The 17,669-nt window shown below is 38.0% G+C and carries 14 protein-coding genes; 5 read left to right on the forward strand and 9 right to left on the reverse strand.

Features of this window, described 5'->3' with window-relative positions; translation table 11 throughout:
- Positions 1-27 precede the first annotated feature (27 nt).
- Positions 28-2,466 carry a glycoside hydrolase family 31 protein gene (locus tag P8O16_RS05440; RefSeq protein ID WP_300311650.1) on the reverse strand — a complete coding sequence of 813 codons (2,439 nt, stop codon included), beginning with the start codon at positions 2,464-2,466 and terminating at the stop codon, positions 28-30.
- A gap of 196 nt (positions 2,467-2,662) precedes the next feature.
- Positions 2,663-3,691 carry a LacI family DNA-binding transcriptional regulator gene (locus P8O16_RS05445; RefSeq protein ID WP_300311651.1) on the reverse strand — a complete coding sequence of 343 codons (1,029 nt, stop codon included), beginning with the start codon at positions 3,689-3,691 and terminating at the stop codon, positions 2,663-2,665.
- A gap of 340 nt (positions 3,692-4,031) precedes the next feature.
- Here P8O16_RS05445 and P8O16_RS05450 point away from each other — a divergent pair, with 340 nt between their 5' ends.
- The 4 genes from P8O16_RS05450 (at position 4,032) to P8O16_RS05465 (ending at position 10,653) form a co-directional block, all read left to right on the forward strand.
- Positions 4,032-5,075 (forward strand): SusE domain-containing protein, encoded by a 1,044-nt coding sequence (locus P8O16_RS05450; protein ID WP_300311653.1) that lies wholly within the window; start codon positions 4,032-4,034, stop codon positions 5,073-5,075.
- A gap of 87 nt (positions 5,076-5,162) precedes the next feature.
- A complete protein-coding gene (locus tag P8O16_RS05455; protein ID WP_300311655.1) occupies positions 5,163-7,961 on the forward strand; it encodes an alpha-amylase family glycosyl hydrolase in 2,799 nt (932 codons plus the stop codon).
- A 17-nt stretch (positions 7,962-7,978) separates the two neighbouring features.
- Positions 7,979-9,040, forward strand: a complete 1,062-nt coding sequence (gene fbaA / locus P8O16_RS05460; protein WP_300311657.1) for a class II fructose-bisphosphate aldolase — start codon at positions 7,979-7,981, stop codon at positions 9,038-9,040.
- An 89-nt stretch (positions 9,041-9,129) separates the two neighbouring features.
- A complete protein-coding gene (locus P8O16_RS05465) occupies positions 9,130-10,653 on the forward strand; it encodes an alpha-amylase family glycosyl hydrolase (RefSeq protein ID WP_300311795.1) in 1,524 nt (507 codons plus the stop codon).
- Positions 10,654-10,734: 81 nt separating this feature from the next.
- Here P8O16_RS05465 and pfkA read toward each other — a convergent pair whose 3' ends face one another.
- The 3 genes from pfkA to P8O16_RS05480 form a co-directional block, all read right to left on the reverse strand.
- On the reverse strand, positions 10,735-11,721 hold the full coding sequence (gene pfkA, locus P8O16_RS05470; protein WP_300311659.1) for a 6-phosphofructokinase: 987 nt from the start codon (positions 11,719-11,721) through the stop codon (positions 10,735-10,737).
- Positions 11,722-12,096, reverse strand: a complete 375-nt coding sequence (locus tag P8O16_RS05475) for a methylglyoxal synthase (RefSeq protein ID WP_300311661.1) — start codon at positions 12,094-12,096, stop codon at positions 11,722-11,724.
- Positions 12,097-12,182: 86 nt separating this feature from the next.
- Positions 12,183-14,228 carry a S9 family peptidase gene (locus P8O16_RS05480; RefSeq protein WP_300311663.1) on the reverse strand — a complete coding sequence of 682 codons (2,046 nt, stop codon included), beginning with the start codon at positions 14,226-14,228 and terminating at the stop codon, positions 12,183-12,185.
- Between the two features lie 338 nt (positions 14,229-14,566).
- Here P8O16_RS05480 and mscL point away from each other — a divergent pair, with 338 nt between their 5' ends.
- A complete protein-coding gene (gene mscL, locus P8O16_RS05485) occupies positions 14,567-14,980 on the forward strand; it encodes a large-conductance mechanosensitive channel protein MscL (protein WP_300311664.1) in 414 nt (137 codons plus the stop codon).
- 51 nt (positions 14,981-15,031) lie between these two features.
- Here the strand turns inward: mscL and P8O16_RS05490 are convergent, their stop codons facing one another.
- The 4 genes from P8O16_RS05490 to P8O16_RS05505 form a co-directional block, all read right to left on the reverse strand.
- Entirely contained in the window at positions 15,032-15,466 is a 435-nt protein-coding gene (locus P8O16_RS05490; RefSeq protein ID WP_300311666.1) for a hypothetical protein, read from the reverse strand.
- Between the two features lie 2 nt (positions 15,467-15,468).
- The gene (locus tag P8O16_RS05495) at positions 15,469-15,822 is read right to left on the reverse strand and encodes a hypothetical protein (RefSeq protein ID WP_300311668.1); all 354 of its coding nucleotides are present in this window, start codon (positions 15,820-15,822) and stop codon (positions 15,469-15,471) included.
- A 33-nt stretch (positions 15,823-15,855) separates the two neighbouring features.
- Entirely contained in the window at positions 15,856-16,404 is a 549-nt protein-coding gene (locus P8O16_RS05500; protein WP_300311670.1) for an RNA polymerase sigma factor, read from the reverse strand.
- 88 nt (positions 16,405-16,492) lie between these two features.
- Positions 16,493-17,413, reverse strand: coding sequence for a universal stress protein (locus P8O16_RS05505; RefSeq protein WP_300311672.1), 921 nt, complete (start codon positions 17,411-17,413; stop codon positions 16,493-16,495).
- Positions 17,414-17,669: the final 256 nt, after the last annotated feature.

Consider the following 17,669-nt stretch of genomic DNA (forward strand, 5'->3'; position numbering starts at 1 on the left):
TTTGGGGCTGCTTAGGGTTATTTGAACTTAGGATAGGATATCTATTACAATTTTCCCAGATGAATTTTCAATTTCCAAGAAAGTCAAATCTTTGATTTGATAATATGGATGATCGTTTTCCGGAAGTGGATCAAATTCTGTAAGCTTGGATAGGAAAGCGAAATCTGTTTTGCCAGACTGTTTTCCCGATCCATTTACCTCAAAGTGATGAAATTTAAATCCATGAAAGAAAATCTTGAGTTTACTGAAATCACTGGGGTAGCTCCCCTCAGTTTTACCTAAAACTAGTTGATTTTGACCCGGGGAATAAGTGATTTCTCGTTTCGAATAGTTACCTGACTGATAATCATGGGAGATGCCATCATCTTCATAGTGCAGGTATGAACTTCCATTGTCTCCATAGTAAACATGAATTCTTAATGTTCCATCATGTGATTCGCTGGTAGAGAAAACATCCGACTGCATGCTAAAAACACTTCCTGCTTTGACATAAACTGGTAAATAGTTTATGGGTGTATCCTGATAAATTGTATTCTTACCTTCAGCTAGTTGATCAGAATACATATAATACCATTGTCCTTCAGGTAAATAGACCTTTGTGATTTCTTTATAGCTTTCAACAGGTGCAACCAAAAATCGATTGCAGAATAAATATTGATTTTGAAAAGCTGAACTGTAAATATTCTCGTCATTTGGATAATCTATCGCAAGGCTACTTACCAAAGGCAATCCCGATTGAGTCGCTTCATAAAATGCACTATAAATCGTAGGAAGAAGTCTATATCGAAGTTTCATGTAATTACGTGATATTTCCTCTACTTCTTCTCCAAATGCCCATGGCTCAGCATCGTTTGTATTGATCATGGAATGCGCACGATATAGTGGTGAAAAAGCTGCAATACTCATCCATCGAGCGAATAGTGATTTGCTCGCCTCTCCGGCAAATCCTCCGACATCATATCCTGAAAAAGCTACGCCACTTAAGCCTAGACTATTTATTAAGCGAATCCCCGCCAACATATGTTCTTCTGAGGCTACATTATCACCGGTCCAAGCTGCAGCAAATCGCTGGATTCCTGAAAATCCAGAGCGGGTAAGCACAAAAGGTCGTTCTGTTTTATTTTGCAATAAGGAACCTTCCTGAGCGCTGCGAGCCATTTGCATCCCGTAGATGTTTCTTGCTTGGCGATGAGAAGCAGGATTTCCTTCGTAATCAAATTCAATCAAATTAGGAGTGAATTGCCCCCAAGAAGCAGGTTCATTCATATCCGTCCAGAAACCATCGACTCCAGCCTCTGTGTAAAACTTCATTTTTTCTGCCCACCAAGATCTAGTTTCGGCTTTGGTAAAATCTGGAAAAGAGCACCATCCGGGCCATACCTGACCTTCGTATTGCTGTCCGTCAGGGAATTTCACAAATAGATCCTTTTCCTTTCCCTCTTCATAGGGAAGGTACCCTTTCTCAGTTTTGATTCCAGGATCCATTATTACGATTATTCGAAAGCCCTTTGCTTTCAAAGCAGTAATCATAGCTTTTGGATCAGGGAATTTTTCCCCATCAAAAGTGAAAACCTTGTACGCCTCCATGTGATGAATATCCAAGTAGATCACATCAGCAGGCATGTTTTTATCTCGAAAAGTATTGGCAAGCGTTAGCACTTCCTTGTCAGGATAGTAAGAATACCGGCATTGCTGAAATCCCAATGACCATTTGGGTGGCATAGCCATTCTGCCAGTAAGTGCCGTGTAGCTGCTGATGATTCCTGATACTGTAGGCTCGTGAATGAAATAATAATCCATATCACCATCTTCAGCAGTGAAATAAATGAAGCGATTTGTAGATGCTCCAAAGTTAAAAACTGTTTTATGTGTGTTGTCCAAAAATATGCCATAAGCCCCCTGATCATGAACTCCAATGTAGAAAGGAATGCTCATGTAGAGTGGATCATCTCCTACACCGTAAGCGAAGTAGTCCGTATTCCAATTGGTAAATGCCTTTCCGAACCTGTTTAGATTTCCTGTTTTTTCCCCCAGTCCAATGAATTTTTCATCTTTTTGAACTTGCTTATAGGTGGTTACTTCTGTTCCGATCCAAGCAGTCCCCAATGAATCATCAGCATTTAATAGCCTCCCTTCATGATCAAAAAAACTTAAGCTGAATGTCTCGAAATTTACCTTCAGAAGTAACTTTTCAGTTTTAAGGAAAAGATGATTGTCTTTTTCGGTAATAGTAAATTTTACACTTTTAGGAGTTGAAATCACTGAATATGGATTGGATTCAAAGTCAGGGTATCTGCTCATCTGAATCCTGATCATTCCTGAATCATAAACGGTGAACTTGAACTTTCCAGCTACTGAATTACCTTCTATACCTGTTTCAGTTTCTTTCCAAAAACTCAAAGCTCCCATTCCGATATGTCTAGCTGAAGATTTCGATTTTTTTAAAGATGTTTCAGGGGATTTCATGGGTAATCTTATTCGAATTTGAAGGAGTGATTGGGCTAATTTAGAAACGATTGTGGATACAAAAAATCCTCCTAGGGAATCAAAACAGGCTGATTTGCTAAAGTGAATTTAGATGAAATACCAATTATTCGATTTTTGGGCTTATTCAATCGTTTGCACCAAAAATGAGAAATTCAAAAAATTTTTTTTGAATTTCTCATTTTACCGATGAATTCCGAATCAAAAGCTCGGTTTCAAGTACGATGGGTTCAGTGATGGTATCTGGATCTAGCTTTTTTTCGATTAGGTCAAGCAGTAGCTCAGTGGCTTTTGATCCCATTTTAAATCCAGGCTGTGAAACAGAAGAAAGAGTGGGTTCAATCATCGAACAAAATTGCCAGTTACTGAAACCTACTACTCCTACATCATCAGGGACTGAATAGCCCAACGATTTGCAGGCTAGAATAGCACCGGCAGCTGCGATATCATTATTTGCAAAAATCCCATCTGGCTTTTCTTTTTGTTCTTTAAAAAGCTTTTCTGTGATCTTAAACCCTTCATCTGAAGTTCCATAAGCGCACTCAATGATAAGGGTTGGATCGATGGGGATTCCATGATTGGTAAGCGCATCTCGATAGCCTCTCTCTCTTTCTTTGCTGATGCTTAGGTTTTTTGGCCCTGCAAGATGCACTATTCGATTGTATCCTTGGGAAATCAGGTGAGAGGTAGCATTATAAGCGCCATGATAATCATCTACCATTACATTAATGGAATGGGGAATATTGGGTACCCGATCGAAAAATATAATAGGATAGCCATGATCTAAAAGTCTGGAAAAGTGCTCGAAATCAGTTGTTTCTTTGGAAAAGCTTACAAGGAAACCATCAATCTGATTGGAAAGCATGGTGTCAATACTTGACTTTTCCCGAGTCAAACTCTCATTGGTTTGGGAAAGGATGACATTATAACCTCGAGATGAAGCGACTTCCTCAATTCCACTGATGACGGTTGAAAAAAAGAAGTGAACCACCTCAGGAATAATCACTCCAATGGTAAAAGATCTGCTTTTTCGTAGCGAAAGTGCTATTGCATTTGGCCTGTAATTAAGTTTTTCAGCTACTTCTTTGACTTTTCGCTTGGTTTCATCACTGATTCCGGGATAATCTTTCAATGCTCTGGAAACGGTAGAAGAGGATACATTAAGTTCCCGTGCAATATCTTTTATTGTGGCTTGACCAATTTTCATACAATTAGATTATTCCTAGAATATGTTTCAATCAATCCATTTATTGATTGTGCGTGAGCAATCTATTTAATTTAAGGTCAAATTTCAAAACAAGTAAATTTGATTCTTTGTCTTTTGAAAAAAACTTTTCTTATGCAATCGTCAACGCAAACGATTGCAATAAAAATTTAGTAGTTAGCTCAACTCGTGCTATTGTTTTATTGATTATTCAGGTTTATAATTTCAGTAGGGAAGTCAAATGACCGTTAAATAATTCATTTGAGGGCTCTTTAATATTTAAATATTTTACAAAAAAATTTAATTATTTCAAGAATCAATAAACAATTACCAATTTTACTTTATGAAAACCATCCAAAAAATCGCTTGGTTCGCAGCTTTAGTTCCATTACTATTCGCTTGCGATAATTATGAAATGCCTCCGATCATTGATCAAATCGGGGCAGCCCTTGTAGACCCTTCTTCGGGTTCTTCACTAGTGTTGGACAGAGATGCACCTGAAGCCTTGATTCCATTTTCCGTTACTGCAGCAGACTTTGGAATGCAAGGTGAGGTGACCTACTATCTGGAAATGGACATTGCTGGAGCGAACTTTTCAAATGCAAAAGAACTTGGCTTCTCCAAATCTAACATCATAGAAGTCAGCACAGAAAAACTGAACGAAGAATTGGTTGCAAAAGGCCTGCCTCTTGGAGTCGCTTCTGATGTAGAGTTTAGAGTTAAAGCAACCATCACACAGCCACTTTCCCCAATCTACGGGGAAACAACAACGCTTTCAGTGACTCCTTATGATTCTTTTGTTGAATTCCCATTGCTTTATGTTCCAGGAGATTACCAAGGCTGGAATCCAAGTAACTTGAATACAACTTTGAAATCTGTAAATTTCAATAAAACATTTACTGGATTCGTGCATGTATTGGGTGGAAGTGGAGAATTCAAATTTACCGAAGAGCCTGATTGGGTAGACGGTAAAAACTACGGAGATACTGGTGCAGACGGTAAACTTGATAATCAATCAGATGCTAGCAATATCAAAGTGACAAAGTTTGGTACTTATGAAGTTACAGTAGACCTCGAATCGAAAACATATACTATGTCTGATCCAAAACTTTGGGGGATTATTGGTGATGCCACTAAAAAAGGATGGGATTCTGAGACTCCGATGAATTTTGATAAAGACCTGAATGTACTTACTATCACTACTGATCTTAAAGTAGGCGAAATGAAGTTTCGTGCCAACCAGTCATGGGACTTTAATTTAGGACTTAAAGATGGGGCGCTCGTAAATGGTGGAGACAACATTAAAATTGAGGCTGCTGGTAAATACACGATTACTTTGGATTTTAAAATTCCTGGTGAAGTGTCTTATACAATGACAGAAAACTAATAGCAAGAGGTGCTATAAGCTGTTTGAATTAAAGACCGACAATGGGTCTTCAAAGTCCATTGTCGGTCATCCTTTATAAATAAACCCATGAAAATCGTCAAGAAATTTCTTCCTTTATTTCTCCTTGTGTTTCTTTCACAAGTTGCTTTTGCCCAGGTAACTACTGATCCATCAGTGCCAAATGCAGGTGAAAAAGTAAGAATTATTTACGATGCAAGTCAGGGTTCTTCGGGGTTGAAAGATTGTAATTGTGATGTGTATATTCACATCGGTGCAGTCACAGAAAGTGCTTCTTCTACTACATGGTCAATTGTCCCTTTTACCTGGGCGACCACGGACCCCAACGCTAAAATGACCAAAGTAGTTGGTCAGACAAATCAATATTATTTCGAGCTCACTCCAGATAGTTTTTTTACCAATCCAAATGGACTAACCATCTATAGACTGGGAATGGTCTTCCGAAATGGAGATGGTTCAAAAGAGGGGAAAACTACTGCGAATGGTGATTTTTTTGTAAATCTAGCACAAGGTTTTCAAGTGGCATTTACGGCTCCCAATTCTTCTGAAGTTTCGCTCGAGATTGGAGAGTCTTTTGAATTTCAGGCTGAAACTTCCTCGCCTGCTTCCATTTCTTTCGAATTGGATGGAATAGAAGTTAAAAATATAGCAGAAGCTTCTTCTTTAACCTATTCCTATACAGCAACTAAAGCTGGAAATTATAAGCTTACAGCAAAAGCCATAAGTGGTAGTAACCAGGATTCAGAAACTGTAAATATCGAAGTTTTTGCTCCTTCTATTATAGCTCCTCTTCCTTCAGGAGTCAAATTAGGAATTAATTATCTCTCAGATACCGAAGTAATTTTAGCACTTAATGCGCCTGGGAAGAAACTGGTTCAGGTAATTGGGGATTTCAACAATTGGGAGAAGTCAGCAGAATATCAAATGAACAGAACGCCAGATGGGGAGATTTTCTGGCTAAAGATTTCAAATTTGATTCCTAAGAAAGAGTATATTTTCCAATACTTAATAGATGGGCTGATTCGTATTGGGGATCCATATGCAGATAAAACATCCGACCCAAACGGAGACCAAGAAATTATTTCCCAAGGAAGATATCCCGGTTTGCTGCCTTATCCATCCACTAAGACTCAATTTCAGGCTACCTATCTTCAAACTGCCCAAGATCCCTTTGTCTGGAAAAATTCCAGTTTCCAAAAACCAAAGCCAGAAGAGCTTGTAGTGTATGAATTATTAGTTCGTGATTTTGATGAGGAGCGAAGCTACAATGCAGTTATTGATCGATTAGATTATTTGAAGGACCTAGGTATAAATGCCATTGAACTGATGCCTGTTGGGGAATTTGAAGGAAATTTATCTTGGGGATATAATCCTTCCTTCTTCTTTGCACCGGATAAATACTATGGGACAAAAAATGATCTCAAAAGACTTATTGACGAGGCTCATGGTAAAGGAATAGCTGTGATTTTAGACATGGTCCTTAATCATGCTTTTGGCCAAAATCCGATGGTGAGACTCTACAATGATGGTGATTATGGTGCGCCAACGTCGGATAGCCCATGGTTTAATCGTGAGGCCAAACATCCATTTAATGTGGGGTATGATTTCAATCATGAGAGTAAATACACGCAGGCATTTGTCGATTCTGTAAATAATTATTGGCTTACAGAGTACAAAGTAGATGGGTTCCGCTTTGACCTTTCAAAGGGATTTACTCAAGTAGAATCAGGAGATAATGTTGGCATCTGGTCACAATATGATCCCTCACGAATTAAAATTTGGAAACACATCTACGACAGAATCAAGTCAAACCATCCTGATGCTTATGTGATTTTGGAGCATTTATCAGCCAATGATGAGGAAAAAGAATTGGCGGATTATGGATTGATGTTTTGGGGAAATATGAATTTCGATTTTAGAGAAATTGCCAAAGGACAAAACAAAGATTTAGGCTGGGCCTACTACGGGAATCGGGGGTGGAAAGAACCGAATCTTATTGCATATCAAGAATCTCATGACGAAGAGCGCGTGATGTGGGAAACCCTAAATTTTGGGGCAACTTCTCCGATAAACTTAAAACAGTTGGAAAATGCTGTGAATCGAAATCAGTTGATGACTGCTTTCTATTTCACGATTCCAGGACCAAAAATGATCTGGCAGTTTGGGGAATTTGGCTATGATCAAGAACTGAATAATGATCGTCTTGGTATCAAGCCAACCAAATGGAATTACCTTGATAATCCAGAAAGGCAGCGATTATTTCAACTTTATCAGGAAATGATATCTCTTAAAGATGCGCATCAAGTATTTAATAAACCTGAAAAAACTACCCTAACACTTAGTGGAGCTGTAAAGTCTATCATTTTAGAAAGTGAGGATATGGATGTAGTACTTCATGGGAATTTTGGATTGTCAAGTGTGGGGAATATTCCCCTAACTTTCCCAAAGACCGGAAAATGGTATAATTATTTTACCGGTGAGGAATTCAATGTAACAAACACGACAATTAATTTTAGTCTGAGATCAAGTGAGTTTTATCTTTTCACCGACAAAAAACTTCCAACACCTGCTAAGGGAATTCTTCAAGAGGATTTTGTGACCTCCGTACCAAAAGAAATAAATCTGAACGGATCCTTTAAAATGTACCCTGTTCCTACTTCAGGCGAGTTAATAATAGAGCTGCCAAATGAAATGGCAGGATCTAATTACCGAATCGTAGACATGACAGGAAGACCTTTGATTGAAGGGAAAACTGGAGCAAATACCCAGAAATTAGAATTAGATGTGAGGAATATTAAGGCAGGGATTTATATCTTTGAAGCTTACGATACTAAAAATGTGCTTGTAAAGCGCTTTATAAAAAGATAATCAAACCTAATTCCACTATGAAATTTAAACCAGGAGTAAAATACGGTGAGGAGCTTAAGGATCTTTATGCTTATGCAAAAGAGAATGAGTTTGCAATGCCGGCAGTCAATGTAATCAATACCAATTCTGTAAATGCAGTTTTTGAAACTGCCAAGAAGGTGAATTCACCAGTAATTATTCAATTCTCAAATGGAGGTGCCCAATTTTTTGCAGGTAAGTCATTGGCAAATGATAAACAACAAGCAAGTATTGCAGGTGGGATTTCCGGAGCGCACCATGTTCACTTGATGGCCGAGGCTTATGGCGTCCCAGTTATCTTGCATACAGATCATGCAGCCAAAAAACTATTGCCTTGGATTGATGGCTTACTTGAAGCAGGAAAAGCTTATTATGCAACTCACAAGAGACCTTTGTATAGCTCGCATATGCTGGATCTTTCTGAAGAGCCGCTTGAAGAGAACGTTGAAATCTCTTGTAATTACTTCAAAGAATTTGCGAAGCTCGACATGGCGATCGAGATTGAACTTGGAGTGACTGGTGGTGAGGAAGATGGAGTGGATAATTCTGATGTGGATTCTTCAAAATTATATACTCAGCCTGAAGAAGTGGCTTATGCTTATGAGCATTTGAAGCAAATTGGAGATTTATTTACCATTGCTGCTGCCTTTGGAAACGTTCACGGTGTTTATAAGCCTGGAAATGTTTCTCTGAAGCCAATCATTTTGAAGAATTCGCAGGACTATATCAATCAGAAATACGGTACGACTGGAAAGCCTTTAAATTTTGTATTCCATGGAGGTTCTGGTTCTACTGTTGAGGAAATCCGAGAAGCAAATAGCTATGGCTCTATTAAAATGAATATTGACACCGATATGCAATGGGCATTTTGGGAAGGTATTTTGATGAATTATAAAAAGAATGAAGCCTATCTTCAGTCCCAACTTGGTAATCCGGAAGGATCAGATAGTCCAAATAAGAAATATTATGATCCAAGAAACTGGTTGCGTAAGGGAGAGGAAAACTTCGTGAAGCGTCTTGAGATGGCATTTGATATGCTGAATGCAGTAAATAGAAATTAACAAACTTTGATTTTCTAGAAAAAGTCACTTTGATCGGTGACTTTTTCTATTTAAAAAGTATCCCGATGAAGAATTCAAAATTGATCCTTATGGCTGGATTTGCATTTGCAATTGCATGCTCTCCAAAAGAGGTTGCCGAACCAGTAAATTATTGGCCACAAGCTGGAGTGACGTATGAGATTTTCGTCCAATCGTTCAATGATTCTGATGGAGATGGAATAGGAGACCTAAATGGTGTAACCGAAAAACTTGATTATGTAAAAGAGTTAGGAGCTAACGCGATTTGGTTTATGCCGATCATGCCTTCTCCAAGCTATCATAAATATGATGTTACTGATTACAGAGCAATTCATCCTGACTATGGAACAATGGAGGACTTTAAGAATCTATTAGATGAAGCTCACAAGAGAGATATCAAGATTGTAATTGACATGATCATCAATCATAGTAGCAGTGAGCATCCTTGGTTTGTGGAGTCGAGAAAAGGGAGAGACAATGAATTTCGGGATTATTATGTTTGGGCTCAAAAAGATACCATTGCAGAATCCATAGAAAAGAAAGTCATCACTCTTGACAGTGATAATATCAGACAATGGCATGACCCAGGAAATGGTGAAGATTTTTATTATGGGTTTTTTATTGGAGGAATGCCTGATCTGAATTTTGATAACCCTAAAGTCCGAGAAGAAATCTATGATATTGGAAAATTTTGGCTGGAGGAAGTAGGTGTCGATGGATTCCGCTTAGATGCAGCGAAGCATATTTTTCCGGATGATAGACCTTTAGATAATCATGCCTTTTGGAAAGAGTTTCGGGCGAAAATGGAAGCCATCAAACCAGATGTTTACTTGGTTGGTGAAGTGTATGACAAAAAGGAAATTGTAGCCCCTTATCTACCTGGATTACCTGCCTTATTCAATTTTGATTTTCATTATACCTTGCTTGAGGCATTGAATACTGAGAATGGAATGCTGCTTGCCAAGAAGCAAAAGGAGATTCTGGATTTTTACCAAGGAATCACTCCTAATTTCATTGATGCTACGATCTCTTCCAATCACGATCAGCCAAGATTGCTCAATGAATTGGGAAGTGATCCGGAAAAGTATAAACAAGCAAGTGCAATTTTACTGACTATGCCTGGAGCCCCTTATCTCTATTATGGTGAGGAAATCGGGATGCTTGGTTTGAAACCTGATGAAAATATAAGAGAACCATTTCTTTGGGATCTTAAAGAGAAAGATAAGGGGAGAACCAGTTGGATTGAACCTGTTTATAGCACTGATGCTACAGTTACTCCACTATCCATTCAAAAGGAGGATCCCAATAGTTATTTCAATCACTATAAGGGACTTATTTTCATGAGAAATACTCATCCTGCATTGGCAATTGGATCCTTGGAATTAGCTTCTGAGGTTTATCCAAAAAGTGTAATGGCTTACTTTAGGAAAGCCCAAAATGAAGAGATTTTTGTCCTCCATAATCTTGGGGAAAAGGAAATTACGGTGGATGTTCCCAAAGAATTTTCGAATAAAATCTACCAGCTGGGCGGTGCAGTATATGCGGAAGGAAAAGTGAAACTTGGAAAGAATTCCAGCATACTCCTGACTAAATAATAAGCTTAATAACAAGGCTTAAATGAACAAAGCTTGATCAATGATCAAGCTTTGTTCATTATAAGTCAAACTTTAATTTTTTTATGTGCTTAGAATCTTTGCGATTCTGAAGTCATCTTCATCTACTGTTTTATCATCAACGATTGCTTTTTTGATCGGTGTGAACACAACCTTATGATTTATCAATCCTGCCATTACATCATACTTTCCAGCCAAAAGACCTTCTACCGCGGACACTCCTAGTTTTGAAGCTAGAAGTCTATCAAAAGAAGAAGGGGCTCCTCCTCGTTGAAGGTGACCAAGTATAGTGACTTTTATATCATAATAAGGCAGATGTTTTTTGACTAAAGCGGGAATATCACCAGCACCTCCGCTTTTTCCTCCTTCTGCAACAATAACGATGTTAGAAGATTTTTTGGCTTTGGTTCTAACTTTAAGTTTCTCTACCAATTGCTCAATTGGCATTTTTTTCTCAGGAATTAGGATTGCTGCTGCAGCGCTTCCTATTCCTGCATTGATCGCAATAAAACCAGCATCTCTTCCCATCACTTCCACAAAGAAAAGTCGGTCATGAGAAGTAGCGGTATCTCTGATTTTGTCAATTGCTTCGATCGCTGTATTACAAGCAGTATCAAATCCGATTGTTGAATCAGTACCTGATAGATCATTGTCTATGGTGCCAGGAAGTCCTATGGAAGGAATACCAAACTCCTGGTAAAATAAATGAGCACCAGTCAACGAACCATCCCCGCCGATGACAACTAGTGCGTCGATTCCATGGCTTTTAAGATTTTCGTAAGCTTTTTTCCGGCCTTCTGGAGTTCTGAACTCATCACTTCGAGCAGATTTCAAGAATGTTCCACCTCTTTCCAAGACATGGGTTATATGCCGAGATTCAAGTTTCTTAATGTCGTTTTGAATCATTCCTTCGTAGCCTCGGTATATTCCATACATGTCAAGATTGTAATAGAATCCCGCACGGACTACTGCGCGAATAGCGGCGTTCATCCCAGGTGAATCACCACCTGAAGTTAAGACACCGATTTTTTTTATGGTTTTAGGTTCCATTTATAAGGTTTGAGTTAAGGCTTTAAACATCAATTCTGCCGAAGCCGGGTTAGTAGCCAGCGGAATATTATGCACATCACAGATCCGCATAAGCATCTGAACGTCTGGTTCGTGAGGATGTTTGTCCAATGGATCTCGGAAGAAAATAACCATGGTTAATTCTTTTTGAGCGGCCATTGCGGCAATTTGTGCATCTCCACCTATTGGTCCAGAAAGTAACTTTTGAACCTCAAAACCTGCTTTTTCAATATGCGAACCGGTGGTTCCTGTAGCTACAAGATCCACATCAGCTTGAAGGAGCCGATCCTTGAATCCACTTAAAAAATGAACCATGTCGGCTTTTTTACCATCATGGGCGATTAGCGCAATTTTCATTTGTAAGGTTTAATAGGTTGAGGTCAAAGTTAGAAAAAAAATGCTTTTCTCACTTTAAGACAGATTATTTTACAGGCATACTTAGCTTACGAAATCATATTTTCTAAGTAGAAAAGAAAAGTGTACTCTAAAGCTAATTCTTTCAATGCGTTGAATCTTCCGGAGGCTCCGCCATGACCAGCATCCATGTTGGTGTGCAGTAGTAGTAAGTTTTGATCAGTTTTATATTCTCTCAGCTTTGCCACCCATTTAGTCGGTTCCCAATATTGAACTTGACTGTCATGCAGGCCTGAAGTGACCAAGAGATTGGGGTAGGAGGTAGGCCTCACATTATCATAAGGGGAATATGACAGCATGTATTCATAATATTCCTGATTTTCGGGATTTCCCCATTCCTGAAATTCACCTGTGGTCAGCGGAATACTTTCATCCAGCATTGTAGTTACCACATCTACAAATGGAACTGCTGCTATTAAACCGTTGAATAAGTCTGGCCGCAGATTCATGACTGCTCCCATCAATAGTCCTCCTGCTGAGCCTCCCATTCCATAGAGATGAGAAGTGCAGGTATAATTTTCAGAAATCAAATGCTCAGCACAAGCAATAAAATCGGTAAATGTATTTCGTTTGCGAAGCATTTTCCCATCCTCGTACCAATGCCTTCCAAGATCCTCGCCACCTCTGATATGAGCAATGGCAAAAACAAAACCTCGATCCAATAAGCTCAGTCGCGTACTTGAAAAGTAGGCTTCAGAACTATATCCATATGAACCGTAAGAATATAATAACAGGGGATTTGAACCATCTGCTTTAAACTGGTCAATCTTATATACTAGCGATATAGGGACCATTTTACCATCTTCAGCCTTAGCCCAAATTCGTGCAGATTGATACGCTGTTGCATCATAGCCCCCCACTATTTCCTGCTGTTTAAGTAATGTTTTTGATTTGGTGATCATATGATAATCAAAAGTACTTGCAGGAGTTACTAAGGAATTATAGCCAAATCTAAGGATAGAGGTATTGAATTCGGGATTGGTACTGATCCAGGCCGTATAAGTCTCATCGTCAAATTCTAGCTGATGTCCTTGGGAATTATCCCAAGGTTTTATAAAGATGTTTGTTAATCCATTTGTGCGCTCTTGGATTACCAAAAAGTCAGCGAAAAGATCAAAATCCTCTAAAAGGCTTGTTTCTCGATGTGGGATCACATCTTCCCAATTTTCTAATCCAGGACTTTTTATCGGGGCTTTGATTATTTTAAAGTTTTGGGCCTCATGGTTTGTTCGGATCCAAAAATGATCCTCGTAATGATCAGCAGCATACTCCAAATGCGGAATACGTGGTTGAATAAGCCGAAACTCTCCTTCAGGTTTTGACGACTCGAGAAACCTGATTTCTGAGGAAATAGTACTTTCAGAGTGGATAAATAAATACTTTTCAGATTTAGTTTTTTGAACTGCGCAATTGAACTCAGGGTCTTTTTCTTCGAAAATCAATCGATCATTTTCTGCTTCAGTGCCTAAGAGATGGGCATAAATTTGATATGACCTTAATGTATCCGGATCTTGTTTGGAATAAAAAAGCGTCTTCTGATCGGCTGCCCAGGTAAAATTTCCGGTGATATTGGGTATTTTATCTTCCAGTAATTTCCCAGTTTCAAGGTCTTTGAAATAGATTGTGTAAATCCTTCGACCTACCTCATCTGCGGCAAAAGCAAGGATTTTTTGATTGGTCGAAGTGGCAGTTCCTCCTACATTATAGTAAGCTTTTCCTTCGGCGAGAAGGTTTACATTTAAAATAATTTCCTCTGTTGCATCAAGACTTTCCTTTTTTCTACAATAGATTGGGTATTCAGCCCCTTTTTCATAACGTGCGTACCAAAAATAACCTGATTTGAAATAGGGAACACTCTGATCATCTTCTTTGATTCTTCCTTTCATCTCCTCAAAAAGAGTATTTTGAAATTTTTCAGTTGATTTTAAGGTCTCTTTTAAATACTCATTTTCTTGATTAAGGTATTCTATCACTTCTGGATTGTCCCGATCTCGCATCCAATAGTAATTATCGATTCGCTCGTGGTTGTGGATTTCGAGCTTCTCAGGGATTTTTTTAGCAATAGGTGGCTTCATTTTGTCTTTTGGCTTGGTGATTTTCTAAATCTAATCTGTGTGGTTAAATCTTTATGGTTATGAATTTCAATTTAAATAAACCCATTATCTAATAACATCTTAATTATTCATCCATCTTAGAATAAATAGAAATAAATAAAGAGAAGTGAAAAATGTTTGGCTGGATTCAAATTTAGCTTGATTTAGGGTAAAGGATTGATTTTGATAAATAGTTTCCTTGATTTTTTTATTGAAAAAATGCGTTTTAGATCTTATAAAAAGAATCTAGGATTTGTTTCAAATGAGATTTTTTAAAATATTCACTGTATATATACATAATTAACCTTATCAACCACCTTATGGGAATGCTAAAAGAGTTTAAAGAATTTGCTGTCAAAGGCAATGTCATCGACCTTGCTGTCGGTGTGATAATAGGTGGAGCCTTCGGTAAAATCGTGGCTTCATTTGTGAATGATATAGTAATGCCACCAATTGGATTGCTGGTGGGCGGTATGGATTTCAAGAAATTGAATTTGGTTTTAAAGCCAGAGGAACTTGACGCAGCAGGGGAAACAATCGCAGCGGTAACCTTGAACTATGGTGCATTCATCCAAAATGTTGTGGATTTTGCAATTGTAGCATTCGTTATTTTCCTTGCTATTAAGGGAATCAATTCCATGAAACGCAAAGAAGAAGAGGCACCTGCTGCACCTGTCGCACCTCCTAAATCTGAGGTATTGCTTGAGGAGATTAGAGACCTTCTCAAGAAGTAAAAAATATGCTTCACTTGAAACTTAAAAGGCAACCTAAATGGTTGCCTTTTTTTAATTTTCTTTTCTTTGCCGCTGATAAAGCTGCCGGGTAAAATCTCTAGCTAATCCATTTAATGCTAAGATTTGATTGTAGCTGATCACTTTACTTATATCCGCCACAAATTTTTCTTCATATGTCAGTAATTTTTTTTGAATTTCAAATCGCTGTTCAACTCTTTTTTTAGCATCTGATTCAGTTATCTGACCATTTCTACTGTCACTCAATGCTGACATTTCTTTCAATAATGCTTCTCGCATGTCGCTATATTGATTGAATACCGGCCAAAATTTTTCTGCCTGAGGAGGTGTCAAATCCAGTCTAGTTGTTATAAATGCGATTCGAGCTGCCTGCAATTTTTCAGGGTCATATCGTTCGGTAGATCGCTGGGCAAAGCTGAAACCAAGACTGATCAGCAGAATTGAAAGTGTTAAGACGTATTTTTTCATAATTAAAACCAATTTTGATCTTCTTCCCAAAGCAATTCACTTTCAGGATATTCTTCTTCTATAATTTGTTCAAGTATCTCGTTTGGATTATCTGCCATACTTAGGATGTCCTCAGCTGTCCAATATTGACTATCTATATAAAGATTAACTTCTTGATCAAAAGTTAATTCTATGTTTTCTTGGTCAAATGGTGCAAGTGCCCAAATCCCTGCAGAAAGAAATATCAATACGACAGCGGCATATTTCACCCAGGTAAGATTCCGCCTTGGTTGGAGTGAATCTAGGATTTTATCCGGTAGCTGTTCAAAATATCCTTCTGGAGTTTTGAATTCATCTATTTTTGGCAGTTTTTCCATGATATAAGTTAGACTAGATTCAGTTTCAATAGTTTATTCTGCTTTTAAGGATAATTCAATTTTCTTTACTGCATGATGGTAACTGGCCTTTAGAGCACCTATGCTTGTTCCGGTTATTTCTGACATTTCTTCGTAGGTCAGTTCTTCTTGATACTTCAAATGAAAGACAAGTCTTTGTTTTTCCGGCAAGGTCAAAAGGGCCTTTTGAAGTGCTCTTTGTATCTCATCTCCTGAAATGTTTCCAGGTTGATCTACATAAGATTCTAATTTTTCTTGATGGTCATCAATCGAAAAAAAGAAACGCTTTTTCTTTTTTTCCAAGAAAGTCAATGCTTCATTGGTTCCTATGCGATACAACCAGGTAAAAAGACTTGAGTTCCCCTGAAACTTATCAAAATTCCGGAAGGCTTTGACAAAGGTGTTTTGAGTGAGATCATCTGCATCTTCGTGAATCAAAACCATTCTTCTGATCAAATGGTACACCCTTTTTTGGTAAGCAAGAATCAACTGCCGGTATCCAATTTCCCTAGTCTTAGGATCATGAATTAACTGTATAAGTTCTTGTTCACTGATTTGATTCATTCTGGATTTAGACTTTTACCAAGGTTAAAGGTTTAGCCCCCATCCTAAAAAAAAATAAAAAGTCTTTTTATCCAGCTTTTCAAAAGTTTCAAATCTCTAGGATGTAATCTAGAATTCCGGCATTTTTTCCTTTAGGTCTAGTGACCAATAAAGGGAGGCTATCATTAAACTGAATTAATCGTTCAGCCATGCTTCCTATAAAAAGGGCAGTAGCAGCGGTCCTGCCTTTGGCTCCGATAATAATTCCATCAGCTTCTGTTTCCAAAGCTTTAGCGACAATCTCTTGCACGGGATCATCATCGTCATCCTGTGTGTAGATAGGGGTGATTTTCACTCCTTTAGTATCGATCTTTCGGATAAACTTTTTATATGAGATCTCCGCATGCATTTGCATTATAGCTGTAAACTCCTCATAAGTTTTCCCAGTAAAATGATAACCTGAAGGTACAGCAAATACGTTTTGACAAATGATTTCTACCTTTCCATGCTTGTTAGCGATCATCACAGCCTCTTCTAAAGCATCTTTCGAATAGTCTGAAAAATCACTGGGAACAAGTAGTTTTTTTAGTTTCGGAGTGCTTCCTTCAGGTACAATTAAAAGCGAGCAACTTGCTCTTCTTGCTAGTCGCAATGAGGCAATTCCACTACCTTGAAGTTGAACTTTTCGACCAATGAGAATCATGTCGGCCGATTTTTCTTCCGAAAGTTTTAGAATTTTCTTCGAGAGTGAACCTTCTTTTACGATATAATTTAAAGAGATGCCTTTTATTTTAGGGAAGTTTTCGTTGACCACGGCTTCCATCTGATCTTGGCGCTCTGTGATCATGTTTTCAACCAAATTTGGAAATTCTTCCAGTACTTCTTTAGGAATACTTAGATTCCTTATGACGTTTACAAAATAGATCTTCTTGGTTTGATTGACTTGCGCAATAAAAGCTGCGTACTGAATCAATGTCTGATCCAACGAAGTCTGATCCAGGCAAACAATCAATTTCTTAATCAAGTACATATTCTGCAATGAGTTTAGGAAGTGCAAAGTTAATATTTATCCAAGTATTCCTCTTTACGAAACTTGAAATAATATTCTGAAATTTTTTATTCTATATCTCCAAACCCTATTTATTCTTCCTCTTTTTGTTCTTTTGAGAAATTTAATTCTGATTTGAAGGTTTTTTTAATTGTTATTGTTTATAAAATGCTTCCCCATATTCGGAATCCTCTGTCTAAAAACCAACCCTGATTTCCAATAAATCGTATATTTGTAT

The sequence above is a fragment of the Algoriphagus sp. genome, from assembly GCF_029254265.1.
In the GTDB taxonomy this organism is placed as follows: Bacteria; Bacteroidota; Bacteroidia; order Cytophagales; family Cyclobacteriaceae; genus Algoriphagus.

Coding starts and splice junctions, on each gene's coding strand:
- fbaA (WP_300311657.1), top strand. CDS start 7,979: ATGAAATTTAAACCAGGAGTAAAATACGGTGAGGAGCTTAAGGATCTT.
- P8O16_RS05440 (WP_300311650.1), bottom strand. CDS start 2,466: ATGAAATCCCCTGAAACATCTTTAAAAAAATCGAAATCTTCAGCTAGA.
- P8O16_RS05450 (WP_300311653.1), top strand. CDS start 4,032: ATGAAAACCATCCAAAAAATCGCTTGGTTCGCAGCTTTAGTTCCATTA.
- mscL (WP_300311664.1), top strand. CDS start 14,567: ATGGGAATGCTAAAAGAGTTTAAAGAATTTGCTGTCAAAGGCAATGTC.
- P8O16_RS05480 (WP_300311663.1), bottom strand. CDS start 14,228: ATGAAGCCACCTATTGCTAAAAAAATCCCTGAGAAGCTCGAAATCCAC.
- P8O16_RS05500 (WP_300311670.1), bottom strand. CDS start 16,404: ATGAATCAAATCAGTGAACAAGAACTTATACAGTTAATTCATGATCCT.
- P8O16_RS05495 (WP_300311668.1), bottom strand. CDS start 15,822: ATGGAAAAACTGCCAAAAATAGATGAATTCAAAACTCCAGAAGGATAT.
- P8O16_RS05505 (WP_300311672.1), bottom strand. CDS start 17,413: ATGTACTTGATTAAGAAATTGATTGTTTGCCTGGATCAGACTTCGTTG.
- P8O16_RS05455 (WP_300311655.1), top strand. CDS start 5,163: ATGAAAATCGTCAAGAAATTTCTTCCTTTATTTCTCCTTGTGTTTCTT.
- P8O16_RS05465 (WP_300311795.1), top strand. CDS start 9,130: ATGGCTGGATTTGCATTTGCAATTGCATGCTCTCCAAAAGAGGTTGCC.
- P8O16_RS05490 (WP_300311666.1), bottom strand. CDS start 15,466: ATGAAAAAATACGTCTTAACACTTTCAATTCTGCTGATCAGTCTTGGT.
- P8O16_RS05475 (WP_300311661.1), bottom strand. CDS start 12,096: ATGAAAATTGCGCTAATCGCCCATGATGGTAAAAAAGCCGACATGGTT.
- pfkA (WP_300311659.1), bottom strand. CDS start 11,721: ATGGAACCTAAAACCATAAAAAAAATCGGTGTCTTAACTTCAGGTGGT.
- P8O16_RS05445 (WP_300311651.1), bottom strand. CDS start 3,691: ATGAAAATTGGTCAAGCCACAATAAAAGATATTGCACGGGAACTTAAT.